The 25,069-nt window shown below is 59.2% G+C and carries 22 protein-coding genes; 16 read left to right on the top strand and 6 right to left on the bottom strand.

Going from position 1 to position 25,069, the window contains the following annotated elements; genetic code table 11:
• Positions 1-4: 4 nt before the first annotated feature.
• The 4 genes from V0R60_RS16240 to lpxC all read left to right on the top strand — a co-directional run bounded on the left by V0R60_RS16240 (position 5) and on the right by lpxC (position 4,413).
• Complete coding sequence (locus V0R60_RS16240; RefSeq protein ID WP_136474692.1) at positions 5-874, top strand: cell division protein FtsQ/DivIB; 870 nt, start codon at positions 5-7, stop codon at positions 872-874.
• 14 nt (positions 875-888) lie between these two features.
• The gene (ftsA, locus tag V0R60_RS16235) at positions 889-2,142 is read left to right on the top strand and encodes a cell division protein FtsA (protein WP_136474693.1); all 1,254 of its coding nucleotides are present in this window, start codon (positions 889-891) and stop codon (positions 2,140-2,142) included.
• Between the two features lie 56 nt (positions 2,143-2,198).
• Positions 2,199-3,389 (top strand): cell division protein FtsZ, encoded by a 1,191-nt coding sequence (ftsZ, locus tag V0R60_RS16230; RefSeq protein ID WP_136474694.1) that lies wholly within the window; start codon positions 2,199-2,201, stop codon positions 3,387-3,389.
• A 112-nt stretch (positions 3,390-3,501) separates the two neighbouring features.
• A complete protein-coding gene (lpxC, locus tag V0R60_RS16225) occupies positions 3,502-4,413 on the top strand; it encodes a UDP-3-O-acyl-N-acetylglucosamine deacetylase (RefSeq protein WP_028943297.1) in 912 nt (303 codons plus the stop codon).
• Between the two features lie 599 nt (positions 4,414-5,012).
• On the opposite strand, the gene V0R60_RS16220 is transcribed toward lpxC, so the two are convergent.
• Positions 5,013-5,471 carry a DciA family protein gene (locus V0R60_RS16220; protein WP_330080124.1) on the bottom strand — a complete coding sequence of 153 codons (459 nt, stop codon included), beginning with the start codon at positions 5,469-5,471 and terminating at the stop codon, positions 5,013-5,015.
• A 285-nt stretch (positions 5,472-5,756) separates the two neighbouring features.
• On the opposite strand from V0R60_RS16220, the gene secA reads away from it, so the two are divergent.
• The 4 genes from secA (at position 5,757) to V0R60_RS16200 (ending at position 11,484) form a co-directional block, all read left to right on the top strand.
• On the top strand, positions 5,757-8,492 hold the full coding sequence (secA, locus tag V0R60_RS16215) for a preprotein translocase subunit SecA (protein WP_136474696.1): 2,736 nt from the start codon (positions 5,757-5,759) through the stop codon (positions 8,490-8,492).
• 125 nt (positions 8,493-8,617) lie between these two features.
• A complete protein-coding gene (gene argJ / locus V0R60_RS16210; RefSeq protein ID WP_330080125.1) occupies positions 8,618-9,835 on the top strand; it encodes a bifunctional glutamate N-acetyltransferase/amino-acid acetyltransferase ArgJ in 1,218 nt (405 codons plus the stop codon).
• A gap of 75 nt (positions 9,836-9,910) precedes the next feature.
• A complete protein-coding gene (locus V0R60_RS16205) occupies positions 9,911-10,543 on the top strand; it encodes a glutathione S-transferase (protein ID WP_330080126.1) in 633 nt (210 codons plus the stop codon).
• On the top strand, positions 10,540-11,484 hold the full coding sequence (locus V0R60_RS16200) for a Nudix family hydrolase (protein WP_330080127.1): 945 nt from the start codon (positions 10,540-10,542) through the stop codon (positions 11,482-11,484). The genes V0R60_RS16205 and V0R60_RS16200 overlap by 4 nt, the downstream gene beginning before the upstream one ends.
• Positions 11,485-11,538: 54 nt before the next feature.
• On the opposite strand, the gene V0R60_RS16195 is transcribed toward V0R60_RS16200, so the two are convergent.
• The 3 genes from V0R60_RS16195 to V0R60_RS16185 are packed head-to-tail and all read right to left on the bottom strand — an operon-like array spanning position 11,539 to position 15,105.
• Entirely contained in the window at positions 11,539-12,099 is a 561-nt protein-coding gene (locus tag V0R60_RS16195) for a cob(I)yrinic acid a,c-diamide adenosyltransferase (protein WP_136474700.1), read from the bottom strand.
• Between the two features lie 2 nt (positions 12,100-12,101).
• On the bottom strand, positions 12,102-14,138 hold the full coding sequence (locus V0R60_RS16190) for an ATP-binding protein (RefSeq protein WP_330080128.1): 2,037 nt from the start codon (positions 14,136-14,138) through the stop codon (positions 12,102-12,104).
• Positions 14,139-14,187: 49 nt separating this feature from the next.
• On the bottom strand, positions 14,188-15,105 hold the full coding sequence (locus V0R60_RS16185) for a putative 2-dehydropantoate 2-reductase (RefSeq protein WP_330080129.1): 918 nt from the start codon (positions 15,103-15,105) through the stop codon (positions 14,188-14,190).
• Between the two features lie 114 nt (positions 15,106-15,219).
• Here V0R60_RS16185 and V0R60_RS16180 point away from each other — a divergent pair, with 114 nt between their 5' ends.
• From V0R60_RS16180 to V0R60_RS16170, 3 genes are all read left to right on the top strand, one after another.
• A complete protein-coding gene (locus V0R60_RS16180; RefSeq protein ID WP_136474703.1) occupies positions 15,220-15,705 on the top strand; it encodes a YajQ family cyclic di-GMP-binding protein in 486 nt (161 codons plus the stop codon).
• A 176-nt stretch (positions 15,706-15,881) separates the two neighbouring features.
• Positions 15,882-16,661: a mechanosensitive ion channel family protein gene (locus V0R60_RS16175; protein ID WP_375547283.1), complete on the top strand. Its 780-nt coding sequence runs from the start codon at positions 15,882-15,884 to the stop codon at positions 16,659-16,661.
• Positions 16,662-16,814: 153 nt separating this feature from the next.
• The gene (locus V0R60_RS16170) at positions 16,815-18,065 is read left to right on the top strand and encodes an MFS transporter (protein WP_330080131.1); all 1,251 of its coding nucleotides are present in this window, start codon (positions 16,815-16,817) and stop codon (positions 18,063-18,065) included.
• Positions 18,066-18,089: 24 nt separating this feature from the next.
• Here the strand turns inward: V0R60_RS16170 and V0R60_RS16165 are convergent, their stop codons facing one another.
• The gene (locus tag V0R60_RS16165) at positions 18,090-19,640 is read right to left on the bottom strand and encodes an AmpG family muropeptide MFS transporter (protein ID WP_136474706.1); all 1,551 of its coding nucleotides are present in this window, start codon (positions 19,638-19,640) and stop codon (positions 18,090-18,092) included.
• 43 nt (positions 19,641-19,683) lie between these two features.
• Positions 19,684-20,037 (bottom strand): MGMT family protein, encoded by a 354-nt coding sequence (locus V0R60_RS16160; RefSeq protein WP_330080132.1) that lies wholly within the window; start codon positions 20,035-20,037, stop codon positions 19,684-19,686.
• 150 nt (positions 20,038-20,187) lie between these two features.
• Here V0R60_RS16160 and V0R60_RS16155 point away from each other — a divergent pair, with 150 nt between their 5' ends.
• The 5 genes from V0R60_RS16155 to groL all read left to right on the top strand — a co-directional run bounded on the left by V0R60_RS16155 (position 20,188) and on the right by groL (position 24,841).
• Entirely contained in the window at positions 20,188-21,195 is a 1,008-nt protein-coding gene (locus V0R60_RS16155) for a DUF481 domain-containing protein (RefSeq protein ID WP_136474708.1), read from the top strand.
• Between the two features lie 106 nt (positions 21,196-21,301).
• The gene (locus V0R60_RS16150) at positions 21,302-22,033 is read left to right on the top strand and encodes a HugZ family pyridoxamine 5'-phosphate oxidase (RefSeq protein WP_136474709.1); all 732 of its coding nucleotides are present in this window, start codon (positions 21,302-21,304) and stop codon (positions 22,031-22,033) included.
• A 64-nt stretch (positions 22,034-22,097) separates the two neighbouring features.
• The gene (locus V0R60_RS16145; protein WP_136474710.1) at positions 22,098-22,592 is read left to right on the top strand and encodes an FxsA family protein; all 495 of its coding nucleotides are present in this window, start codon (positions 22,098-22,100) and stop codon (positions 22,590-22,592) included.
• A 255-nt stretch (positions 22,593-22,847) separates the two neighbouring features.
• A complete protein-coding gene (locus V0R60_RS16140; RefSeq protein WP_009050540.1) occupies positions 22,848-23,141 on the top strand; it encodes a co-chaperone GroES in 294 nt (97 codons plus the stop codon).
• Between the two features lie 47 nt (positions 23,142-23,188).
• Positions 23,189-24,841, top strand: a complete 1,653-nt coding sequence (gene groL / locus V0R60_RS16135; RefSeq protein ID WP_136474711.1) for a chaperonin GroEL — start codon at positions 23,189-23,191, stop codon at positions 24,839-24,841.
• The last annotated feature ends 228 nt before the right edge of the window (positions 24,842-25,069 follow it).

Below are 25,069 nucleotides of genomic sequence, written 5' to 3'. Positions count from 1 at the left end.
GCCCATGCAAGGCGCGATGTTACGTCATCAGCAACCCGCCACCGGCCGCAGCAAGCCGGTGCCGCGTGGTGCCAGCCGGATGGTGGCCAAGGAGCCACTGTCGGCGCGCCTGCCAAAGGCCAATTTCAGCATCTTCAAGCGGCTGCTGTGGCCGGTATTGCTGGTCGCCGCAGGTTTCGGTGCTTATGAGGGTGCGCAGCGCCTGATGCCGTATGCCGACCGGCCGATCACCAAGATCGCCGTGCAGGGGGACCTCAGCTACATCAGTCAGCAGGCTGTGCAACAGCGAATCGCCCCGTATGTGGCGGCGAGCTTTTTCACTGTCGACCTGACCAGCATGCGTGCAGAGCTGGAAAAGATGCCCTGGATCGCCCATGCCGAGGTACGCCGGGTGTGGCCCGACGAGGTGGTGATTCGCCTGGAAGAACAGTTGCCGGTAGCGCGTTGGGGTGAAGAGGCCTTGCTCAATAACCAGGGCCAGGCCTTCACGCCGCGCGAACTTGCCAACTATGAGCACCTGCCGCAGCTGGTCGGGCCGCAGCGGGCGCAGCAACAAGTGATGCAGCAATATCAGGTACTGAGCCAGATGTTGCGGCCGATGGGCTTTTCGATTGCCCGGCTGGAAGTGCGCGAACGCGGCAGCTGGTTCCTGACCACTGGCGCCGGTAGCGCCGGACCCGGGGTCGAACTGCTGTTGGGGCGCGATCATCTGGTAGAAAAAATGCGCCGTTTCATTGCCATTTACGACAAGACACTAAAAGAACAGATCACGAACATCGCCCGCATCGATCTGCGTTATGCCAATGGCCTTGCTGTTGGCTGGCGGGAACCGATTGCACCGACGACGGCCCAACCCGCCGTTGCGAAGAATTAGAGAGAGGCAGGACCATGGCAAATGCGCATAGCGGCAAAATGATCGTCGGGCTGGATATTGGCACCTCCAAGGTGGTGGCGCTGGTAGGCGAAGTCGCGGCTGACGGCACCCTGGAAATCGTTGGTATCGGTACCCATCCTTCGCGTGGTCTGAAGAAGGGCGTGGTCGTCAATATCGAGTCGACCGTGCAGTCGATCCAGCGGGCAGTGGAAGAAGCCCAACTGATGGCGGGCTGCCGAATTCACTCGGCGTTCGTTGGTGTTGCCGGTAACCACATCCGCAGCCTGAACTCTCACGGCATCGTTGCAATCCGCGACCGTGAAGTCAGTTCGGCCGACCTTGAGCGTGTCCTTGACGCCGCCCAGGCCGTGGCCATTCCTGCCGATCAGCGGGTTCTGCACACCCTGCCGCAGGACTACGTGATCGACAACCAGGAAGGCGTGCGCGAGCCGCTGGGGATGTCGGGTGTGCGCTTGGAAGCCAAGGTCCACGTCGTCACCTGTGCCGTTAATGCCGCGCAAAACATTGAAAAGTGTGTGCGCCGCTGTGGCCTGGAAATCGACGACATCATTCTCGAACAACTGGCTTCGGCCTATTCGGTGCTGACCGATGACGAGAAAGAACTGGGCGTGTGCCTGGTGGATATCGGTGGCGGTACCACTGACATCGCCATCTTCACCGAAGGCGCCATCCGTCACACCGCCGTGATCCCGATTGCTGGCGACCAGGTGACCAACGACATCGCCATGGCGCTGCGTACGCCAACCCAGTACGCCGAAGAGATCAAAATTCGTTATGCCTGCGCCCTGGCCAAATTGGCCGGTGCCGGTGAAACCATCAAGGTGCCAAGCGTCGGTGACCGTCCGCCGCGCGAGCTTTCGCGCCAGGCGCTGGCCGAAGTGGTCGAGCCGCGTTACGACGAGCTTTTCACCCTGATCCAGGCCGAACTGCGTCGTAGCGGCTACGAAGACCTGGTGCCTGCGGGCATCGTTCTGACCGGCGGCACCGCGAAGATGGAAGGTGCGGTGGAACTGGCCGAAGAAATTTTCCACATGCCGGTGCGCCTGGGCGTGCCGCATAGCGTTCGGGGTCTGAGCGACGTGGTGCGCAACCCGATTTATTCCACTGGTGTGGGCCTACTGACCTACGGCCTGCAAAAGCAGTCCGACGGCGTGAGCCTTACCGGTACCAGCAGCAACAACTATGGCGATGAACCAAAGGCACCAGCGTTGGAACGTTTTACACGCTGGGTCAAAGGCAACTTTTAAAGTTTCAAAGCAGTAGTAGTAGGCGCAAAAACTAGAGAACTGTAAGGAGAGGGAAAATGTTCGAGCTCGTAGACAACGTCCCGCAAAGCCCGGTCATCAAAGTGATCGGTGTCGGTGGCGGCGGTGGCAACGCCGTCAATCACATGGTCAAGAGCAGCATCGAAGGCGTTGAGTTCATCTGCGCCAACACTGATGCTCAAGCGCTGAAAAACATCGGCGCGCGCACCATTTTGCAACTGGGTACTGGTGTCACCAAGGGACTTGGTGCTGGTGCTAATCCGGAAGTCGGTCGTCAGGCCGCGCTGGAAGACCGTGAGCGCATCGCCGAAGTACTGCAGGGCACCAACATGGTGTTCATCACCACTGGCATGGGCGGCGGTACCGGTACCGGTGCTGCGCCGATCATCGCCGAAGTGGCCAAGGAACTGGGTATTCTCACCGTTGCGGTGGTGACCCGTCCGTTCCCGTTCGAAGGCCGCAAGCGCATGCAGATTGCCGATGAAGGCATCCGTGCACTGGCAGACAGCGTTGACTCGCTGATCACCATTCCGAACGAGAAGCTGCTGACCATCCTGGGCAAGGACGCAAGCCTGCTGTCCGCTTTTGCCAAGGCTGACGACGTACTGGCGGGTGCCGTTCGCGGTATCTCCGACATCATCAAGCGCCCAGGCATGATCAACGTCGACTTCGCTGACGTCCGTACCGTGATGAGCGAAATGGGCATGGCGATGATGGGCACTGGCTGCGCCAGCGGTCCTAACCGTGCGCGTGAAGCGACGGAAGCGGCCATCCGCAACCCGCTGCTCGAAGACGTCAACCTGCAGGGCGCTCGCGGCATCCTGGTCAACATCACTGCAGGTCCTGACCTGTCGTTGGGTGAATACTCGGACGTTGGTAGCATCATCGAAGCCTTCGCTTCCGATCACGCCATGGTCAAGGTCGGTACAGTTATCGATCCGGACATGCGCGATGAGCTGCACGTAACCGTGGTCGCCACGGGGCTGGGTGCGAAAATCGAGAAGCCGGTCAAGGTCATCGACAATACCCTGCAAACCGCTGCCATGCAGACTGCTGCTCCGGCGCCGGTTCGTCAGGAACAATCGTCGGTCAACTACCGTGACCTGGAGCGCCCGACCGTGATGCGCAACCAGGCGCATGCCGGTGCAGCCGCTGCTGCCAAGCTCAATCCGCAAGACGATCTGGATTACCTGGATATTCCAGCTTTCCTGCGTCGTCAGGCTGATTAATGAAATTTATCAGGGGTATAAGGGTGATTGGTATTCAGCAAAGGCCGGGTCTGGTATTATCCTCAGCCTTTGTTGATACCAGTTCGCAATTTGCGCTGAAGCGGCCAATGCCATGATTAAACAACGCACCCTGAAGAATATTATCCGTGCCACAGGTGTCGGCCTGCACTCTGGGGAAAAGGTTTACCTGACCCTCAAACCTGCTCCTGTGGATACCGGCATCGTATTTCGCCGTGCCGATCTCGACCCCGTGGTGGAAATTCCTGCCCGCGCGGCGAATGTCGGCGAGACCACAATGTCCACGACATTGGTAAACGGTGATACCAAGGTAGACACGGTTGAGCACTTGCTCTCGGCCATGGCTGGCCTGGGCATCGATAACGCCTACGTCGAGCTCTCCGCGTCCGAAGTGCCGATTATGGACGGTAGCGCTGGACCCTTTGTATTCCTGATTCAATCTGCCGGCCTGGAAGAACAGGACGCAGCCAAGAAATTCATTCGTATCCTGCGCGAAGTAACAGTGGAAGACGGCGACAAACGCGCCACTTTCCTGCCATTCGACGGATTCAAAGTGAGTTTCGAGATCGATTTCGATCACCCGGTGTTCCGTAACAGAACTCAAAGTGCCAGCGTGGACTTTTCCAGCACCTCATTCGTGAAGGAAGTCAGTCGCGCCCGGACCTTCGGGTTCATGAGCGATATCGAGTACCTGCGCAAGCACAACCTCGCGCTCGGCGGCAGTGTGGAAAATGCCATCGTGGTCGACAAGGACGGCGTGCTCAATGAAGACGGCCTTCGTTATGAAGACGAATTCGTCAAGCACAAGATCCTCGACGCCATCGGCGACCTCTACCTGCTGGGCAACAGCCTGATCGGCGAGTTCAAGGGCTACAAGTCCGGACACGCGCTGAACAACCAGCTGCTGCGCAAGCTGATCGAGGAAACAGATGCCTGGGAAGTGGTGACCTTCGAAGATGCCAGTACGGCACCGATCTCTTACATGCGTCCAGTTGCGGCAGTGTAAGTTCGAACACTCTCTCTAGTGAATCAGGCCACCTTCGGGTGGCCTTTTTTATTGCTCTTCACGGGATTCCGGGAACTATGCCCTTCTACCGCGGGCAAGTTCCGGAATGTGGCTCAAGTGGCGATGGGCATATCCGTTTGATGGGGTGGCGTGGGTAGAAGCACAGCAACGGCAACGGCAACAGCGAGGTGCTGGTGTGCAGCTTTTGCTTTTGATCTGGCGTTTCGTACATCGCCAGTTCAGACACCTGGATCGTCCCTTCAGTAGGCTGAGTGGAGGTATTGCGTAGTCGGGTGCAGGCCATGGATGGCCTGCGAGCACCGTAGGGCCAGGACGGCCCTTCGGTGCGGTCCCGACGGGAGCAATGCCGGAGCGAAGGGACCCGGAGCGCAGCGCAGGGCCGGATGCAGGGACACACGGTTTTGGTTCCTTTTGCCAAGACAAAAGGGACCCGCCGTAAGGGCGGAAGGGGCCAACAGCGGCGCCGCATTGAATGGATAAGCTCGCAGCCTCAAAGCCCAGCCCCAAGATCATACTCCCCGGGATTTCGTGAAGAACCTTTTTTATTATTGCGGGTCATCCTGCTCCTGCGCCGTGCCTCAGGCGTCCTTGTCCCGCGCATGGCTGGCCAGGCGCTCCAGGGCTGCGCGCAGCTTTGGATCACTGATGCCGTCAGCGGTGGCTTGAATGCTTTCGGCGGCGCGCGTGGAAAGATCGGCCGTGTGCGTGGCTGCCCGGCTCTGGGTGGTCGGCGGCTGAACCTTGAACACTATCCGCGTCAGGCTAGCGAATACATCGAGCGTCTGTAACTGGCGTTGCAAGCGCTTTTGCTGGTAGCGCAAGCGAGTGGCCCAATGGCCATCGGTAACGATCAGCAGCAGCGTACCTTCGCGCCATGAAGCGATATGGCAATGTTCGCGCGCAGCGGGCTGCAGCTGGCTGTCTAGCAGTTGCTGCAAGTGCGCCAGGCGCTGGGCCTGGTTGAACAAGGCTTTGAGTGGCCGGGCTTCGCGTAGTAAAACGGCGGGCGCGCGGGCCGGCAGGGGACGAAAAGCCATGAAGGGACACCTGAAGTTACAGTACCGGCATCTTATCAGATCCCCCGACGTGCGCCTTGACCGGGTGCCTGCGACAAAAACTTCATGTGGCTGATGGGTTGAAGTTGTGAAAAAAGGCCTTATTGTAAAAAAGCCCCGTCAAAGCGCTGTGCCAGCATTGTGGAAATCCGCCACTTTCCTCACCGTCGTTTCCGGGTAGAATGCTCGTTCGCATGCGGCCATAAGGGCTGCACGGGCGACTCACGGGGCCGCCCTCCATCCCTATGTGTGGAAGATCCTGTCGATATGTTTGCGCCTTTGTTAAAAAAACTTTTTGGAAGCAAGAACGAGCGTGAGGTCAAGCGCCTGCTCAAGGCGGTGCAGTCCGTCAATGCCTTCGAAGAGAAGATGGTGGCCCTCTCCGACGAACAACTGCGCGGAAAAACCGCAGAGTTCAAAGAGCGCCTGGCCAAAGGCGAGACCCTGGACCAATTGCTGCCAGAGGCCTTCGCTGTCGCGCGTGAGGCCGGCAAGCGGGTCATGGGCATGCGCCACTTCGATGTCCAACTGATCGGCGGCATGGCTTTGCACGAAGGCACTATCGCAGAAATGCGTACCGGTGAAGGCAAGACCTTGGTCGCAACCCTGGGCGTATACCTCAACGCATTGTCCGGCAAGGGCGTGCACGTGGTTACGGTCAACGACTACCTGGCACGCCGTGACGCCAACTGGATGCGCCCACTGTATGAATTCCTCGGTCTGACTGTTGGCGTCGTCACGCCGTTCCAGCCGCCGGAAGAGAAGCGCGCTGCCTATGCTGCCGATATCACTTACGGCACCAACAACGAATTCGGTTTCGACTACCTGCGCGACAACATGGCGTTCAGCATGGAAGAGAAATTCCAGCGCGAGCTGAATTTCGCCGTGATCGACGAAGTCGACTCCATCCTGATCGACGAAGCGCGGACCCCGCTGATCATCTCCGGCCAGGCCGAAGACAGCTCCAAGATGTACGTCGAAATCAACAAGCTGATCCCGCGCCTCAAGCAGCACATCGAGGAAGTCGAGGGCGAAGTTACCCAGGAAGGCCATTACAAGATCGATGAGAAGAGCCGTCAGGTTGAACTCAACGAAGCGGGCCACCAGTTCATCGAAGAGATGCTCGCTCAAGTCGGTCTACTGGCCGAAGGCGAGAGCCTCTACTCGGCGCACAACCTGGGCCTGTTGACGCATGTCTATGCCGGCCTGCGCGCACACAAGTTGTTCCATCGCAACGTCGAGTACATCGTCCAGGACGGCCAGATCCTGCTGATCGACGAGCACACCGGTCGTACCATGCCGGGTCGTCGCTTGTCCGAAGGCCTGCACCAGGCGATCGAAGCGAAGGAAAACCTGAACATTCAGGCGGAAAGCCAGACCCTGGCTTCGACCACCTTCCAGAACTACTTCCGTCTCTACAACAAGTTGTCCGGTATGACCGGTACAGCTGATACCGAGGCCTTCGAGTTCGCCCAGATCTACAACCTCAACGTGATGGTCATTCCGCCGAACAAGCCGTTGGCGCGTAAGGACTACAACGACCTGGTGTACCTGACTGCGGAAGAGAAGTACGCCGCAATCATTGCCGACATCAAGGAAAGCATGGCCCAGGGGCGCCCGGTGCTGGTAGGTACTGCTACCATCGAAACTTCCGAGCACATGTCCAACCTGCTCCAGAAGGAAGGCATCGATCACAAGGTACTGAACGCCAAGTACCACGAGAAAGAAGCCGAGATCATCGCCCAGGCCGGTCGCCCGGGTGCACTGACTATCGCGACCAACATGGCTGGTCGTGGTACCGACATCCTCCTGGGCGGTAACTGGGAAGTGGAAGTCGCAGCAATGGAGAACCCGACGCCGGAGCAGATCGCACAGGTCAAGGCCGACTGGCAGAAGCGTCACCAGCAGGTGATCGAGTCGGGTGGCCTACATGTGATCGCTTCCGAGCGTCACGAGTCCCGTCGTATCGACAACCAACTGCGTGGTCGTGCCGGCCGTCAGGGTGACCCGGGTTCCAGCCGTTTCTACCTGTCGCTGGAAGACAGCCTGATGCGCATCTTCGCTTCTGATCGGGTGAAGAACTTCATGAAGGCCCTGGGCATGCAATCGGGCGAGGCCATCGAGCATCGCATGGTTACCAATGCCATCGAAAAAGCCCAGCGCAAGGTCGAGGGCCGCAACTTCGACATTCGTAAGCAACTGCTTGAATTCGACGATGTGGCCAACGAGCAACGTAAAGTTATCTACCACATGCGTAACAGCCTGCTGGCAGCTGACAATATCGGTGACACCATCGCTGACTTCCGTCAGGAAGTGCTCGACGCTACCGTTGCCCAGCACATCCCGCCGCAATCGCTGCCAGAGCAGTGGGACGTGGCAGGCCTGGAAGCGGCGTTGGCCAGCGATTTCGGGGTGAAGCTACCGATCCAGCAATGGCTCGACGAAGACGATCACCTGTACGAAGAAACCCTGCGCGAGAAGCTCATGAACGAGCTGATGGCGGCGTACAACGAGAAGGAAGAGCAGGCAAGCGCCGAAGCCTTGCGTACCTTCGAGAAGCAGATTCTGTTGCGTGTCCTGGACGACCTGTGGAAAGACCACCTGTCGACCATGGATCACCTGCGTCACGGTATTCACCTGCGTGGTTATGCGCAGAAGAACCCGAAGCAGGAGTACAAGCGCGAGTCGTTCAACCTGTTCCAGGAACTGCTCGAGTCGATCAAGCGCGACACTATCCGCGTGCTCTCGCACGTTCAGGTACGCCGCGAAGATCCCGCCGAAGAAGAAGCTCGCCTGCGTCGCGAGGCAGAAGAACTGGCCGCGCGGATGCAGTTCCAGCACGCTGCAGCCCCTGGCCTGGAGCAAGCCGAGGAGCAGGAGGAGGGCGCTGAAGTCGCCGTCGCCGCGGCTCCGGTGCGTAACGATCAGAAGTTGGGTCGCAACGAGCTGTGCTGGTGTGGTTCGGGCAAGAAGTTCAAGCACTGCCACGGCCAGATCAACTAAAGTCTTCTACCCGGCAGTCTGCTGATTCACGAACACTACGCCGCGACTGGTACCTTGCCGTCGCGGCGTTGTTCCATCTCAAGCACCGGCATCTGGCCCGGTGTACTTTTTCTAGGAGCGCTTACATGGCTGTTGGTCTTGGTCCTTTGCCAACGTTGCACCCGGTTCCAGGCTTTGAACTGGGTATCGCCTCTGCAGGTATCAAGCGCCCGGGGCGCAAGGACGTCGTGGTCATGCGCTGCGCCGAAGGTTCCAGCGTGGCAGGGGTGTTCACCCTCAACGCCTTTTGTGCCGCACCCGTTATCCTGGCCAAGCAGCGCGTGCAAGGCAGCGTGCGCTACCTACTGACCAACACCGGCAATGCCAACGCCGGTACCGGCGCGCCGGGCCTGGCCGCCGCCGAGCGTACGTGCGCCAAGCTGGCTGAGCTGACCGGTGTCGATGCCAGCGCGGTGTTGCCGTTTTCTACAGGTGTCATCGGTGAACCGCTGCCGGTCGAGAAAATCGAAGGCGCCCTGCAGGCTGCCCTGGATGATCTGTCGGAAAACAACTGGGCTGAAGCCGCCACAGGCATCATGACCACTGACACCTTGCCTAAGGGTGCCAGCCGCCAGTTCCAGCACGACGGTGTAACCATCACCGTAACCGGTATCAGCAAAGGCGCCGGGATGATTCGACCGAACATGGCCACCATGCTCGGTTACATCGCCACCGATGCCAAGGTCGCGCCCCAGGTGCTCAAGGATCTGATGCTCGATGGCGCTAACAAGTCGTTCAACCGCATCACCATCGATGGCGATACCTCGACCAACGATTGCTGCATGTTGATTGCCACCGGCAAGGCAGATGTTGCCGAAGTCACCGAAGCCCGTGGCCCGCTGTTCGAGGCGCTGAAAAAGGCGGTGTTCGAAGTGTGCATGGAGGTGGCTCAAGCCATCGTCCGTGACGGCGAAGGTGCTACCAAGTTCGTGACTGTCCAGGTCAACGGCGGCGGCAACCATCAGGAATGCCTGGATGTGGGCTACGCTGTAGCGCACTCGCCATTGATCAAGACCGCGTTGTTCGCCTCCGATCCGAACTGGGGCCGCATTCTTGCTGCCGTGGGGCGTGCCGGGGTGCCGGAGCTGGACGTCAGCCTGATCGATGTGTACCTGGGTGATGTATGCATTGCCAGTAAAGGTGGTCGCGCCACGACCTACACTGAGGCGCAGGGTTCTGCAGTGATGGCCCAGGAAGAAATCACCATTCGCATCGAACTGGGCCGTGGCCAGTGCAGCGAAACCATCTGGACCACCGACCTGTCCCACGAGTATGTGAAGATCAACGCCGAATACCGTACTTGACTTGATCGCGGGTCAAGCCCGCTCCCACCGTGGGAGCGGGCTCGCTCCGCGACAGTCCCCTCGATGGAGCCGAACATGAATTACCACCTGATCATCGGCGACAAGCTGTACTCTTCCTGGTCGCTGCGCGCCGCCCTGGCCCTTGAGCTGGCCGGCGCAACCTATGAAGAAACCCTGATCAAACTCAACCAGCCCGACACCCGTACGCGTCTGTTGGAGTATTCCCCTACCGCCAAGGTCCCGTTGCTCAAGTGCGAGCACGGCATCATCGCCGACTCCCTGGCGATTGCCGAGTACTTGGCCGAGCGTCACCCGCAAGCCAATCTGTGGCCGACGGACGTTGGCGCCCGTGCCCAGGCGCGGTCGGCCTGCGCGCAGATGCACAGTGGCTTTTTCGCCCTGCGTGGCAACATGCCTTTCGACCTGTCCCGGGATGAAGCGCTGGAGAATGTTCCGCTGGAGGTTCAGGTAGACATCGATCGCATCGTCGCACTCTGGTCTGAATGCCGTCTTGCCAGCAAAGAGAGCGGCCCGTTCCTGTTTGGCCAGCCATCGTTGGCCGATGCCTTCTTCGCCCCGATTGCCGTGCGTTTACGCACCTACCGGGCCGAGGTGCCGGCAGAAGCGGCAAGCTATATCGAAACCATCTACCAGTGGCCGGCCTTCCAAGCCTGGCAAAAGGCTGGCCTGGCGGAGCGTGAAGGTTGAAACGTATACATGTAGCGGCGGCAGTGATTCGCGGTGCAGACGGCCGTATCCTTATCGCTCGTCGCGCCGATAGCCAGCATCAAGGCGGTTTGTGGGAGTTTCCAGGCGGTAAGGTGGAGGATGGCGAGGCTGTCGAGCTGGCGCTGGCCCGTGAGCTGAATGAGGAACTGGGCATCGTCGTCAGCGCTGCACGTCCGCTGATCAAGGTCAGCCACGACTACAGCGACAAGCAGGTGCTGCTTGATGTCTGGGAGGTCACTGGTTTTACCGGTGAGCCCCATGGCGCTGAAGGGCAGCCCCTGCTTTGGGTATCGGCTCGCGAATTGGCGCAGTACGATTTTCCTGAAGCCAACCGGCCGATCGTTGCTGCTGCACGCTTGCCGGCTGAATACCTCATCACCCCGGAAGGCTTGGAAGTACCTCAGATGTTGCGCGGTATCCAGAAAGCCATCGCTGGCGGGATCAAACTGGTCCAGTTGCGTGCACCGAATATGTACGACCCCAAGTACCGTGATGTGGCCGTCGATGCTGTAGGCCTGTGTGCAGGCAAGGCGCAACTGATGCTCAAGGGGCCGTTGGAATGGCTGGGGGATTTCCCTGCTGCGGGCTGGCACCTGACTTCGGAACAGCTGCGCAAGTACGCCAGTAAAGGCCGTCCGTTTCCGCAGGAACGTTGGCTGGCAGCGTCCTGTCATAACGCCGAGGAAATGGCGCTGGCCGAGCAGATGGGGGTGGATTTCGTCACTTTGTCACCGGTACAGGCGACCCAGACGCATCCCGATGCCCTGCCGCTTGGCTGGGAACAAGCACAGCAACTGATCCAAGGCTTCAATAAACCTGTGTATCTGCTCGGTGGTGTAGGTGCTGCCGAGCGGGAGAAGGCCTGGTTGCATGGTGCCCAAGGGGTAGCGGGAATTCGCGCGTTCTGGCCTGAGGTCTGAGCCCAGGGCTGCAGTGCGGCCATCGCCGGCAAGGTCTTGCCGGCGATGAAACCCTCAGGGCTTCGCCGCTGCCTGCCAAAGCACTTCGGCCACACCTTGGCGGCGCCCGATCAGGCGCGCCGCCACAAACAGCAAATCCGACAACCGATTGATGTATGCCAGGCCAACTCCGGCCAACGGTTCGACGCTGTTCAACTGTTGGCAGCGGCGTTCGGCGCTACGCGCCAGGCTGCGGCATACATGGGCTTGGGCAATCAATGCCGAGCCGCTGGGTAAAATGAAGTTTTCCAGTGGGCCCAGCTCTTCGTTCCAGCGATCGATAGCCGCTTCCAGGCGTTCGACCTCTGCGCTATTGAGCGCCTGATAGCTGGGCATTGCCAACTCGCCACCCAGGTCGAACAAGCGGTGTTGGCAGGGGGCCAATACCGCTGTCACTTCGTCCAGCCCGTGTTCGGCCAGTCCGGCGAGCAACACACCGAGTTGGCTGTTAAGACTGTCGACTTCGCCGATCGCCTCGATACGGGGATGATCCTTGGGCACCCGACGGCCGTCACCGAGACCTGTTTCGCCCTTGTCGCCGGTACGGGTGTAGATCTTCGACAACCGAAAACCCATGTTCATGTCTCCAATTTGTGTGGTTCGGCCACTGTCGGCAAACTGCCAGCCAATGGTAGGCGCAAGGTAAAGCAGGTGCCTTGACCCGGTGCGGATTGCACCTCCATCTGGCCTTTGTGATTGTTGGTGATGATGAAGTACGACACTGACAAGCCCAGCCCCGTGCCCTGACCAATTTCCTTGGTGGTGAAAAAGGGCTCGAAGGTCCGTTTGCGCACGGCCTCTGGCATGCCGACACCGTTGTCTTCGACCTGGATCTCTGCCCAAGGGGGATTGAGTCGCGTGCGCAGGATGATCCGTCCCGGTTCGCTGTCGTCTTCGCGCAGGTGGATGGCCTGGGCCGCGTTTTTCAGAAGATTGAGCAGCACTTGTTCCAATTCGTTGGCAGTGCAGGGTACCGGGCCCAGATTGGGATCGAACTGACGGACAATCGCTTGTCCCTTGAAATCGAAGCCAATGGTCAGGTCGAAGTCATTGCCAGCAATTTCTACCGCCTGGTCGATAAGGGCCGGTAAGTCGCAGGGTGCCAGTTGTCGGTTGCTGCGGCGACTGAAACTGAGCATGTGGGTGACGATCTTGGCGGCGCGGGCCCCGGCCTGCTGAATGCCGTCGAGCAACTGCGGTACTTCACGACTCTCCAGGTAGCGGTTGACCACGGGCAGATCTATGCCGATTTCACCCGCTTGCTCCTGGTTTTTCGCCAGGTCCGGCGACAGGCGACGGCGGATGTTCTGAACGTTATGCAAAATTGCGCCCAGCGGATTGTTGATCTCATGGGCCATGCCTGCGGCCAGGCCGCCGACCGAGAGCATTTTCTCCGACTGCACCATCATTTCTTCAAGCGACAGGCGCTGGGTGATGTCGTCGATACGGATCACCACGCCGCGTCCACCACCGCCCATCAATGGATAGAACGTCAACGCGTAGTGGCGAGCGTCTTCGCCCCTGGTCCAGGTCACTCGTTCGATCTTCGCCACCCGATGCTTCTCGACGCTTTCCTTCAACTGCGGCAGGAACGGCTTGAGGGGCTCGAAGGCAAGGAAGATCGGCTGGTTCAACGCTTCGTCCAACGGCGTTCCGGAAAGCGCACTGGCTTCCTGGTTCCACTGGGTGACGTAAAGCTGCTCGTCGAGGGCGATCAGTGCCGAGGGCATGGAGTCGATGATGCTGTTGAGGTAGTTCTGAAAACCCGTGAGCTTCTTCTCGATCTTGCTGCGTACCTGAACCTCAAGCTCCAATTTGCGGTTCGTGTGACGGGTTTCCTCGGCCAGGCCCTGAGCCTGGTCGTAGGCATCCTGGAACTCGTCGCGGGCCCGCTTGAGCTGCTGCTCGCGCGCCTCAATACGCGAGAGCATGGTGTTGAACGCCTCCGCCAGACTGCCGATTTCGTCGTCATTGCCGCGCCGGGCGCGCAGGGAGTAGTTTTCTTCGCGGGTCACCTGACGAGACAGTTGTTCCAGCGAGTTGATCGGCTGGGTGATCAGGCGCTTGATTTGCCGGGCAATGATCATCCACAGCAGGATACTGAACACCAGGATCCCCAGGCTGGCGGTAAGAATGCCGGTGTAGAAGGCCATGGGCAGTTCGCTGCTAGCCACCATCAACAGGTAGCCGGGAGGCGCCCCCGGACGCGTCAGCTTGGTGAGCTGGGTATTGCGAAACTCGGTGAGCCGCCAGTTCTCGATATGCCGAAAGCGCGTGGGCAGGGGCAACAGTTCGCCATGCTGCAGTTGCGCCAGCAGCTTGCCGTCGCTGCCGTACACCGCTGCGGCACGCAATGGGGTATAGCTGTCGAGTTCCTTGAGCAGGGCCTGGGCTTTTTCGGGCGAATCAGCCGCTTGCGAGGCCAGTTGCGGGTTGGCCACCAGGCGACCGATGGTCTGCAGTGCCTGGGGAGCCATGCTTTCCTGGGAAATCCAGTAGGCGGCACTGATGAAAGTCAGGTTGGCCACCAGCAAAATGGTGATCAACAGCACCAGTAGGGCGGCCAGCAATTTTTGCCCGACCGGCAGGTTTTCCAGGCGTTCGCGCAATGTCATGTGTGAGCGGGATCCCGGTGTGAAGGTGAAGGGCAGGGTAACGCTGTGCTCAGTCGCAGGGCAAACCACGTGCGCTCAAGTGTTCGAGCAGGCGTCGGTAGAGGCGTTCCAGGTGCGGCAGCTCAAGGTGATGCCGGCTGGCAACGCGGCAAGCGTGACCAAGCAAGTAATGAATTTCGGTACGGCGGCCCTGTCGCACGTCCTGGTACATGGAAGAGTAGTTGGCTGCGGTCGCCTTGATCACCCGTTCCACTTCCTCGTTGAGGCCCTGCGCCGCTTCGGTCTGGCCGCAACACCGTAGCAGTTCGGCGAGCTCGGCGCAGAGGGTCGCCACTTCACAGTGGTGCTCCTGTAGGCCGCCGTTGCGGCAGTCATGCAACACGGTCAGCGGATTGATCGCGCAGTTGAGCGCCAGCTTGCGCCACAGGCGGGTGAGGATGTCTGGCGTCCATTGGTGGGGAATTTCCGCATCGTCGAGGTCAGCGAGCCATTCAGGCGTCAGTGGGTTGGCCTGGTCGCCCAGCCAGTTGAAGCCGTGACCGGCGAAGTTCACCTGCCAGTCCGCCTCGCGGAAGGCGCCTTCGGTGCTTGAGGCGAAAATACAGCGGGCGTGCGGAGCCTGATTGGCGACCGCATCCTGGCTGCCGAGGCCGTTCTGCAACAAGATCAGTTCGGCGCCATGGACCAGCCGGGGCGCCAGTTGCGCGACCGCCTGTTCGGCATCATAGGCCTTGCAGGCGACCAGCAGTCGGTGGATCGGCGTGGCGTCCTGCACGGTTTGCGCCGGGATTGCATGCAGTTGCGCCTGGCCTTTTTCGATCAGGGTCAGGCCCCCGGTCGCTTGATAGGCTTCAAGACGTGCGCAATCACGTAGGATCAGGCGGACCGCTTTGCCTGCACGGGCCAGTCGACACGCCCAGAGGCTGCCCAGACTGCCGGCGCCGAGAATATGCCAGGTGCTGCTCATCAGCGTTTCGCAACCGTTATAATGAGCCGGTATTTTAACCGTCAAACCCTGCGCGCTCCATCGCCCTCTTTCAATAGAGCCGAGAGCGTGCGTTTATTTTTTTGGAGAGAAGGTATGCCGTCGTTCGACGTGGTATCGGAACTGGACAAACACGAAGTCACCAACGCAGTGGAAAACGCGGTCAAGGATCTGGATCGCCGTTATGACCTCAAGGGCAAGGGTAGCTTCGAATTCAAGGAAAAGGATCTGGCCATCACCCTGACTGCAGAAGCCGAGTTCCAGCTGGAAGCGATGATCGAGATCCTCAAGCTGGCCCTGGTCAAGCGCAAGATCGACGTTCAGTGCCTGGAAGTGAAGGATGCCTACGCGTCGGGCAAGGTGATGAAGCAGGAAGCCACCCTCAAGGAAGGTATCGACAAGGAGCTGGCGAAGAAAATCGTCGCCCACATCAAGGATGCCAAGCTCAAGGTCCAGGCGGCCATCCAGGGTGAGCAGGTACGTGTGACCGGCAAGAAGCGTGACGACCTGCAGGAAGCCATCGCCGCTTTGCGGGCCAAGGAATTCGGCATGCCACTGCAGTTCAACAACTTCCGCGACTGATTGCGCGGCCTTGGAACCTTGGCGCTGTTTTGGCGTCCGAGGTTCCTGTTGCCGCTGAAACGATTGCGGCGCGATTTTTACAGCTTTTGCCCCCTCGGCATCAGGAGAACATTATGGATTTGAGTGCTGAAGTCGATCAGCTGGTTAAAACGTCGCAAACGTGGGTTCCGTTGATTATGGAGTACGGTAGCCGCCTGTTGCTGGCGCTGCTGACCCTTGCCATTGGCTGGTGGGTGATCAACAAGGTGACCTATCGCCTGGGCAAATTGCTGGCGCTGCGCAATGCCGACCTGGCGCTGCAAGGCTTCATCAGCAGCCTGGCGAACATCATTCTGAAAATTCTGCTGGTGGTCAGCGTTGCCTCGATGATCGGCATCGAGACCACCTCGTTCGTCGCCGCGATCGGTGCCGCGGGTCTGGCTATCGGTCTGGCCTTGCAAGGCAGTCTGGCGAACTTCGCCGGCGGCGTGCTGATTCTGCTGTTCCGTCCATTCCGCCTGGGCGACTGGATCGAGGCTCAGGGCGTTGCCGGTACTGTCGACAGCATCCAGATTTTCCACACCGTGCTGCGTACCGGTGACAACAAGACAGTGATTCTGCCTAACGGCAGCCTGTCCAACGGCATCATCACCAACACCAACCGTCAGCCCACCCGCAAGGTGGTCTTTGATGTAGGTGTCGATTACGAAGCCGATCTGCAAAAAGCTCGTCAGGTGCTGCTGGACCTGGCCAAGGATCCACGTATCCACCAGGATCCGGCTCCGCAGGCGGTGGTCTCGCTGCTAGGCGATAGTTCGATCACCTTGTCTTTGCGGGTTTGGGTCAACACGGCTGACTACTGGGATGTGATGTTCATGCTCAACGAGCATGCACGTGACCGCCTGAAGGAAGAGGGTATCGACATTCCCTTTCCGCAGCGGGTTATCCGTGTAGTGCAGGAAGCGGCTGTGCAGTAAGCAGCGGCTCGATCGCGGGGCGGGCCCGCTGCCACAGGATCCCCTGTGGGAGCGGGCCGGTCCCGGGATTACACTTGTTCACGTCTTCGCGCTTTCTGCGTTTCGGTGTTTCTGGCATATAGGCTGGCTTACTTCTGTTTGTCCGGTCTTATCATGCTTACCCCCTTGATCCATATCACCCCATTGCGAGCGTTCTGGTTCGCCATGACCCTGGCGCTGTTCGAGTTGCTGACCTACGTTGCCAGCGATGTGGTGATGCCAGCCATGCCGGTTGTGGTCAGTGATCTGAATGCCAGCCCGGCGTTCATTCCTCACGCACTCAATTTGTACTTGCTCGGCGGTGTGCTGCTGCAATGGCTGATCGGCCCGCTGGCGGATCGTTATGGCCGCAGGCCGATGTTGCTGGTTGGTTGTGCCATTTTTGGTGCGACGTGCCTGGCTACTTTCTGGGTGCAGAGCATCGAGTTTTTCAACCTGCTGCGACTGTTGCAGGGGATTGGCCTGGGCTTCGTGGTGACGGTCAGTTACCCGGCCTTGAACGAAGCATTCAGCGAGGCGGACGCGGTGCGGATGATGGCCTTGTTGGCCAATATCGCGCTGCTCTCGCCGTTACTTGGGCCTTTGGTGGGCACCTTGTTGCTGGAGTGGGTGTCCTGGCGCTGGTTGTTCGTCATCTTTGGTGCCAGCGCTGTAGTGGCGTGGCTGGCGTTGTACCGGTTCATGCCCGAGACCTTGGGGGTAGCACGCAGCGATGGTACGCGCCTGGCGTTCCAGCCGATTCACCTGAAAACCTTGTTGGCCGGTTACGCCCAACTGCTTGGCAACCGACGTTTTGTTGCTGGCAGCGCAGCCTTGGGACTGATTGGCTTGCCACTGATCGGCTGGATCGGACTTTCGCCGGTGCTGCTGATCCACGATGAAGGCTTGAGTACCCTGCATTACGCCTTGTGGCAGTTGCCTGTGTTCGGTGGCCTGATTCTCGGCAACCTGGTGATCAATCGCATTGCCGATCGCTATGCACTCACTACCTTGATTCGCGGTGCGCTCTGGCCATTCCTGTTGGGGTTGTTCGCGATGATGCTCGGTACCTGGCTGGTGCCAAGTGTCGCCGCCCTGGTAGCGGGCATGTCGGTGTATGCCCTGGGCCTGGGTATCGCCAACGCGGTGTTGTACCGCATGACGCTTTTTTCCAGCGAGCAGAGCAAAGGGTTGGTGTCGGCAATGCTCGGGATGATCACCATTGCTCTGTTGGGTGTGGGTGGTGCCTTGTTGGCGATGATGGGGGCTGGTGCCAGCTTGCTGAGTTTCGCCATGGCCGCCGGGCTGGCCGGGTTGCTGGCGCTATGGCCGCTGAAGATCGTTCTGAACGCATCCAGCGTACCTTCCGAAGCTGTGCCGGGGTAACCCCGGCAACAGCCTCAGGGGCGGTCAGGGGCGTTGTTCGGCCGCAGTACTGTCGACGGGTAGCTGTTTGCCGCGACCTTGCTCCTGATGCCAGTGCAGGGCGATCAGGATCAAGGTGGGCACACCGAGCAGCGCGGTGATCAGGAAGAAGTCGTGGTAACCGAACTTCTCTACCATAACGCCGGAGTAGCCGCCGATCAGGCGCGGCAACAGCAGCATGATCGAGCTCAGCAGGGCATATTGGGTGGCCGAGAACTTCAGGTTGGTCAGGCTCGACAGGTAGGCAACGAAAGCCGATGTGGCCAAGCCTGAGCTGAAGTTGTCGAGGGAAATGGTCACCACCAGCATCTGCAAGTTGGGGCCCATGTCAGCCAGCATCAGGAACAGGATATTGGTCGCCGCCGACGCTACGCCGCCAATGAACAGAATCGGCAAAATGCCGAAACGCACAATCAGCAATCCGCCCATCCCGGCACCGACCAACGTCATGATCAGGCCGAAGATCTTGCTGACACTGGCAATCTGATCCTTGGTGAAACCCTGGTCGATGTAGAAAACGTTGGCCATCACGCCCATCACCGTATCGGACATCCGATAGGTCGCGATCAGCCCGAGCAGCAGCAGTGCCTGCCAACGGTAGCGAAGAATGAAGTCATTGACCGGCGTCAGTACCGGGGCCAGGCCGCGGCGGCCCATGGACGACAGGCATAGCGTGGTCAAGGTGATGTACAGGATCGCCCGCAGGAAGGCTCGGTCTTCGAGCAGCAGATCGAGCATGCTCATACCGTCGAACAGCACGCTGGCGAAGTCGGTGTTGTACAACTGAGTGAAGGTTGCAGGTACCGAAACCAACAGAATGATCAGCACGAACACTGACACCAACTGGTGCACCAGCCCGTAGCGGGCGGCCGACAATTGGGTGCGAAGCGGGACGGGCGGCTCGCGCATCAGCAGGGTGGTGATCACCGCGGGCAGCATGAGTACGCCGAACAGTACGTAAGTTCCGGTCCAGGCACTGTGCAGGTAACTGAAACCGGTTGAGCCAAAGCCTTCGGCAAAGAACAAAGCACCGGCCGTGGCGAGCAACGCTGCGACCCGGTAACCGGCCATGTAACTGGCGGCCAGGGCAGCCTGGCGCTGATCGTCAGCAATTTCCAGACGATAGGCGTCGACAGCGATATCTTGTGTGGCAGAAGCGAAGGCGACCAGTACGGCCAGGGCAATCAGCCAGGACAAGTGCTTTTGCGGATCACAGAAACCCATGCCTACCAGGCCGATAACCACCAGGATCTGTGACAACACCAGCCAGGAGCGGCGTCGGCCCAGCTTGCCGAGCAAGGGCAGGCGCCATTGGTCGAGCAGCGGCGACCAGACCCATTTAAAGGCATAGGCCAAGCCAATCAGGCTGGCATAACCAATGGTTTCACGGGCCACCCCAGCCTCGCGCAGCCATACCGATAGGGTTGAAAACACCAGCATGTAGGGCAAGCCGGCGGCAAAGCCGAGCAGCAACAGCACCAGGGTAGACGGGCTGGCATAGGCAGCGAGCGCAGCGCGCCAGGTTTTACGGGGCATGGGCCAACATCTGCCTCAAGTTTACGAAAACAAAGCGCGCACTCTAACCGCTGTGCTCCATCGGGCGCCAGCCATGGCGTAACATATCCACACGATTATTGTGCAGAGTGACGCCTTCTGCTCGTAGCCGAGCGCGTTGTTCGTCGCCAGAAGGTGTGCCCAGTGCCAGGCTCAAGCGCCCTCCGGCGCCAAGGACTCTGTGCCAAGGCAACTGGGTATCGGCTGGCAATTGGCTCAAGGTGCGCCCAACCCAGCGTGCGGCGCGACCAAGGCCGGCCCATTCGGCAAGTTGTCCATAGCTGACCACCTTGCCCGCGGGCACTTGCCCAAGCACCAAGTAGAGCGCCATTCGTCGGGCCTGGGCATCTTCCGATGGATCACCAGAGGGCTGCTTCATCGCGCCCTCACAGGCATTGGCGCAGAAACTGGCCCGCTTATCGGGCAAACACTAATTGAACTCATCTGCATCAGGTCGGTCTGTCCTTGCTCTATAGGCGGGTATCTGGATAATGCCCGACTTTTTGCCAATCAGAGCCCGTTATTGCTTATGTTTTCTAGAGTCTTGTTGTCCCTCGCTGTTGTTGCCGCCTGTTCGCCGGCGGTCGCTGATACCGTCTGGATGAAAAACGGTGACCGGCTCAGCGGCAAGATCAGTGTCTTTGATGGTGGCAAGCTGTTGCTGCAAACCGAGTACGGTGGCTCCATCGCCCTGGACTGGAAACAGGTCAAGACGCTGGAAAGCGATCAGGAACTGCTGGTCAAACAGGATGCTTACACTGGCGAGAAAGCCAAGTCGTTGACTGCTGCCGAAGATGGCAAGGTGATCCTGGCCAATGGTGAGGCGCCCAAGACTGTCGAACTGGCCAGTATTCAGCAGATCATGAAACCCAAGCCTGTGCTTGAGGATCTGTCGTGGAAGGGCAATGTCGACCTGGCCATGGACTACAAGCGGGCCGAGTCCGATAGCGATGATTACGACATCGACTTCAAGACCACCGCACGCCACGGCCGCTGGCGTCATCAAGCGGAAGGTGAATACAACCGCGAAAGCAAGGACGACGTTACCACCACCAACAACTGGAGCGCCGAATACGCACTCGACCGCTTCATAACCGAAAAGTGGTTCTGGCAGGGGCGTCTGGAGTACAAGCGTGATCACATCGAAGACCTGGCCCGCCAGCGTACCGTGGGTACCGGCCCTGGTTACCAGTTCTGGGATGACGAGTTGGGCGCTTTCTCCCTGGGCTCGCTGGTCAACCGCACCGACTATGAATATGCCGATGGCGGCAAGGACAACTTCTATTCCCTGGCCATGAAGTGGGACTACAACCGCTACCTGATTGGCAAGCGTGTCGAGTTCTTCACCAACGGCGAAGTCGGCAAGCCGCTCGATGGCGTGGCCAACTATGCGTTGGATGCCGAGGTTGGCCTGCGTTACAAGGTCACCGAATGGGCGTCGCTCAACCTCAAGGCCGAGAAAGACGTCATCAGTGGTACCCGTGACAGCGACCTGGACAAGACCCGCTATACCGCAGGCTTTGGTGTGGCCTGGTAAGTCTGCTGGCAACTCCCGGCGATAATGATTATTTTGACGGTTATCCAAAGGACCGCATCGCACCTGCGGCCCGCCCTCAGAACATTATCGAATCGGGAGTTACACCGTGAGCGCAAAAGTCGCACAACAAGCCCGGGAATTGCTGCTCAAGGAATACCGAGGCGTCCTCTCGACCCATTCCAAGTCGATGCCTGGCTTTCCCTTCGGTTCGGTAGTGCCGTATTGCCTTGATGCACAGGGTAATCCGCTGATACTGATCAGCCGCATTGCCCAACACACCCATAACCTGCAGAAAGACCCCAAGTGCTCCTTGCTGGTGGGGGAGCGCGATGCCGAGGATGTGCAAGCGGTCGGCCGCCTGACGGTTCTGGCGCAAGCGCGCAGGATTGAAGATCCAGCGGCCGTCGAAGCTGCTGCCGAGCGCTACTATCGCTATTTCCCCGAATCGGCCAACTACCACAAGGCCCATGACTTTGACTTCTGGGTGCTCGAGCCAGTGCGCCACCGCTACATCGGCGGCTTTGGTGCCATTCACTGGGTGGATCACCTGAGCCTGGCCAATCCATTTGCGGGCAAGGCCGAGCTGAGCATGATCGAGCACATGAACAGCGATCATGCCAGCGCCATAGAACATTACGTCCAGCTCAGCGGCCTGCCGCGCGAAACGCCAGCGCAGATGGTCGGGATCGACAGCGAAGGCATGCACCTGCGTATCGGACAGGGCGTACACTGGCTGCCGTTCGCGGTACCTTGCAATACGCCGATACAAGTGCGCGAAGCGCTGGTTTTTCTGGCCCGCGCGGATCAATGGCCGGCCCGTGAGCGCGCCGAGGCTTGAAAAAGCCGTTGCTCGCAACCATTAAAGGTTAACTGCAAGGACTTCTTGCGCAGAGGAACCGTTGATGCGTGCTTTTCTATTGCTGTTTCTGATTTTTCCGGTGCTGGAGCTGTATGTGTTCTTCAAGGTCAGCACCGCGATCGGCTTCTTCCCGGCGCTGCTGCTGATTATCGCGGGCTCCGCCCTGGGTGTGCTGGTCGTGCGGGTGGCAGGCCTTGCTACCGCCCTGCGTGCCCGTGAGAGCCTGCAGCGCGGAGAACTGCCAGCCGAAGACATGTTTCACGGTTTGATGCTCGCGTTGGGCGGCGGCCTGCTGCTGTTGCCTGGTTTTATCAGCGACGTGATCGGCCTGGTGTTTCTGCTGCCGTTTACCCGCCGCCTGCTGGCGCGCAAGATGCGTGAGCGCGCCGAAGCCCAGGCAATGCGTCAGCGTGCCTTTGGTGACGAGCCATTCGTAAGCCGTCCGGGCCCCGGTGCGCACCCGCGTCAACCGAATGTGATCGAGGGTGAGTACGAGCATCGTGATTCTCGTGAGCCCCGCGATCCACGCGATTTGTAAGCCTGCAAACGTTTGTCCGAACGGCCCCTGATGGGGCCGTTCTGCTGTAGAGGCTTGGAATGCAAAATATTTCATGTACAAGCCTTGTAATTGATCTTGGCGACCTCATGTAGGGGTTACCGCAAGGTTTCTGGGGATCTGCCCCGGACATAACATGGGTGGTTCGCACTGCGAGCTACGAGCGGCTACGCCGCAAGCATCAACCTGCCGGTGTCGACACCGGCCGATGAAAACCACAATTAGGAGAGATCGACAATGAAGCTTCGTCCTCTGCATGACCGCGTCGTTATCCGTCGCAGCGAAGAAGAATCGAAAACCGCTGGCGGTATCGTTCTGCCAGGTTCGGCCGCTGAAAAACCTAACCGTGGCGAAATCGTCGCTGTAGGTACCGGTCGCATCCTGGACAACGGTGAAGTGCGTGCGCTGGCCGTGAAAGTGGGTGACAAGGTGGTTTTCGGCCCTTACTCGGGCAGCAACACTGTGAAAGTTGACGGCGAAGACCTGCTGGTAATGGCTGAGAACGAAATTCTCGCTGTTATCGAAGGCTGATTCCGCTGGTTTCCCGTTACTCCAAAGTATTCAAGGATTAAACGATCATGGCTGCTAAAGACGTAAAATTCGGCGACTCCGCCCGCAAGAAAATGCTCGTTGGTGTCAACGTTCTGGCTGACGCTGTAAAAGCGACCCTGGGCCCAAAAGGCCGTAACGTTGTTCTGGCCAAGAGCTTCGGCGCGCCAACCATCACCAAAGACGGTGTTTCGGTTGCCAAAGAAATCGAACTCAAAGACGCTTTCGAGAACATGGGCGCCCAGTTGCTCAAAGACGTTGCCTCCAAGGCCAACGACGAAGCTGGTGACGGCACCACCACCGCCACCGTTCTGGCTCAAGCCATCGTCAGCGAAGGCCTGAAAGCCGTTGCTGCCGGCATGAACCCGATGGACCTCAAGCGCGGTATCGACAAAGCTACCATCGCTATCGTTAAAGAACTGAAGACCCTGTCCAAGCCTTGCGCCGACTCCAAGGCCATCGCTCAGGTAGGTACCATCTCTGCCAACTCCGACAACTCCATCGGCGACATCATTGCCGAAGCCATGGAAAAAGTCGGTAAAGAAGGCGTGATCACCGTTGAAGAAGGCTCGGGCCTGGAAAACGAACTGTCTGTCGTTGAAGGCATGCAGTTTGACCGCGGCTATCTGTCTCCTTACTTCGTCAACAAGCCAGACACCATGGTCGCCGAGCTGGATGGCCCTCTGCTGCTGCTGGTTGACAAGAAAATCTCCAACATCCGTGAACTGCTGCCAGTTCTGGAAGCTGTTGCCAAGGCCGGCCGTCCGCTGCTGATCGTGGCTGAAGACGTTGAAGGCGAAGCGCTGGCTACCCTGGTAGTCAACAACATGCGCGGCATCGTCAAAGTTGCTGCAGTCAAGGCACCAGGCTTCGGCGACCGCCGCAAAGCCATGCTGCAGGACATCGCCGTCCTGACTGGCGGTACCGTGATTTCCGAAGAAATCGGCCTGAGCCTGGAATCGGCTACCCTGGAGCACCTGGGCAACGCCAAGCGCGTAACCCTGTCCAAGGAAAACACCACCATCATCGACGGTGCTGGCCAGGAATCGGACATCGAAGCACGCGTCAAGCAGATCCGTGCCCAGATCGAAGAAACCTCTTCGGACTACGACCGTGAAAAACTGCAAGAGCGTCTGGCCAAGCTGGCTGGCGGTGTTGCCGTGATCAAGGTCGGTGCTGGCACCGAAGTTGAGATGAAAGAGAAGAAGGCCCGCGTTGAAGACGCCCTGCACGCTACCCGTGCAGCCGTTGAGGAAGGCGTGGTACCTGGCGGTGGTGTTGCGCTGGTTCGCTCGCTGCAAGCCATTGCTGACCTTAAAGGCGACAACGAAGACCAGAACGTTGGTATCCAACTGCTGCGTCGCGCTGTTGAGTCCCCACTGCGTCAGATCGTTGCCAACGCCGGCGACGAGCCAAGCGTAGTTGTCGACAAGGTCAAGCAAGGTTCGGGTAACTTCGGTTACAACGCTGCTACCGGTGAGTACGGCGACATGATCGAAATGGGCATCCTGGACCCAGCCAAGGTAACTCGTTCGGCGCTGCAAGCTGCCGCTTCGATCGGTGGTCTGATGATCACTACTGAAGCCATGGTTGCCGATGCTCCTGTTGAAGCCTCTGCTGGCGGCGGTATGCCAGACATGGGCGGCATGGGTGGTATGGGCGGCATGGGCGGCATGATGTAAGCCAGCCTTACCTCGCTACGAAAAGAGCCCCGCTTAATGCGGGGCTTTTTTTTTGGTTCTTCACGAAATTCCGGGGGTACGATCTTGGGGCTGGGCTGGGCTGGGCTGGGCTGGGCTGGGCTGGGATTTGAGTCTGTGAGCTTATCCATTTAATGCGGCGGCGCTGTTGGCCCCTTCCGCCCTTACGGCGGGTCCCTTTTGTCTTGGCAAAAGGAACCAAAACCGTGT

The organism is Pseudomonas auratipiscis (genome assembly GCF_036324085.1).
Taxonomy (GTDB): Bacteria; Pseudomonadota; Gammaproteobacteria; order Pseudomonadales; family Pseudomonadaceae; genus Aquipseudomonas; species Aquipseudomonas auratipiscis.
Note: the sequence above shows the minus strand (reverse complement) of the source record. Positions and strands in the feature narration are given on the sequence as shown.

Bases quoted from the DNA above. Each gene is read 5' to 3' on its own strand.
- V0R60_RS16240 (WP_136474692.1), top strand. From the start codon at position 5: ATGCAAGGCGCGATGTTACGTCATCAGCAACCCGCCACCGGCCGCAGC.
- ftsA (WP_136474693.1), top strand. From the start codon at position 889: ATGGCAAATGCGCATAGCGGCAAAATGATCGTCGGGCTGGATATTGGC.
- ftsZ (WP_136474694.1), top strand. From the start codon at position 2,199: ATGTTCGAGCTCGTAGACAACGTCCCGCAAAGCCCGGTCATCAAAGTG.
- lpxC (WP_028943297.1), top strand. From the start codon at position 3,502: ATGATTAAACAACGCACCCTGAAGAATATTATCCGTGCCACAGGTGTC.
- V0R60_RS16220 (WP_330080124.1), bottom strand. From the start codon at position 5,471: ATGGCTTTTCGTCCCCTGCCGGCCCGCGCGCCCGCCGTTTTACTACGC.
- secA (WP_136474696.1), top strand. From the start codon at position 5,757: ATGTTTGCGCCTTTGTTAAAAAAACTTTTTGGAAGCAAGAACGAGCGT.
- argJ (WP_330080125.1), top strand. From the start codon at position 8,618: ATGGCTGTTGGTCTTGGTCCTTTGCCAACGTTGCACCCGGTTCCAGGC.
- V0R60_RS16205 (WP_330080126.1), top strand. From the start codon at position 9,911: ATGAATTACCACCTGATCATCGGCGACAAGCTGTACTCTTCCTGGTCG.
- V0R60_RS16195 (WP_136474700.1), bottom strand. From the start codon at position 12,099: ATGGGTTTTCGGTTGTCGAAGATCTACACCCGTACCGGCGACAAGGGC.
- V0R60_RS16190 (WP_330080128.1), bottom strand. From the start codon at position 14,138: ATGACATTGCGCGAACGCCTGGAAAACCTGCCGGTCGGGCAAAAATTG.
- V0R60_RS16185 (WP_330080129.1), bottom strand. From the start codon at position 15,105: ATGAGCAGCACCTGGCATATTCTCGGCGCCGGCAGTCTGGGCAGCCTC.
- V0R60_RS16180 (WP_136474703.1), top strand. From the start codon at position 15,220: ATGCCGTCGTTCGACGTGGTATCGGAACTGGACAAACACGAAGTCACC.
- V0R60_RS16175 (WP_375547283.1), top strand. From the start codon at position 15,882: ATGGAGTACGGTAGCCGCCTGTTGCTGGCGCTGCTGACCCTTGCCATT.
- V0R60_RS16170 (WP_330080131.1), top strand. From the start codon at position 16,815: ATGCTTACCCCCTTGATCCATATCACCCCATTGCGAGCGTTCTGGTTC.
- V0R60_RS16165 (WP_136474706.1), bottom strand. From the start codon at position 19,640: ATGCCCCGTAAAACCTGGCGCGCTGCGCTCGCTGCCTATGCCAGCCCG.
- V0R60_RS16160 (WP_330080132.1), bottom strand. From the start codon at position 20,037: ATGAAGCAGCCCTCTGGTGATCCATCGGAAGATGCCCAGGCCCGACGA.
- V0R60_RS16155 (WP_136474708.1), top strand. From the start codon at position 20,188: ATGTTTTCTAGAGTCTTGTTGTCCCTCGCTGTTGTTGCCGCCTGTTCG.
- V0R60_RS16145 (WP_136474710.1), top strand. From the start codon at position 22,098: ATGCGTGCTTTTCTATTGCTGTTTCTGATTTTTCCGGTGCTGGAGCTG.
- V0R60_RS16140 (WP_009050540.1), top strand. From the start codon at position 22,848: ATGAAGCTTCGTCCTCTGCATGACCGCGTCGTTATCCGTCGCAGCGAA.
- groL (WP_136474711.1), top strand. From the start codon at position 23,189: ATGGCTGCTAAAGACGTAAAATTCGGCGACTCCGCCCGCAAGAAAATG.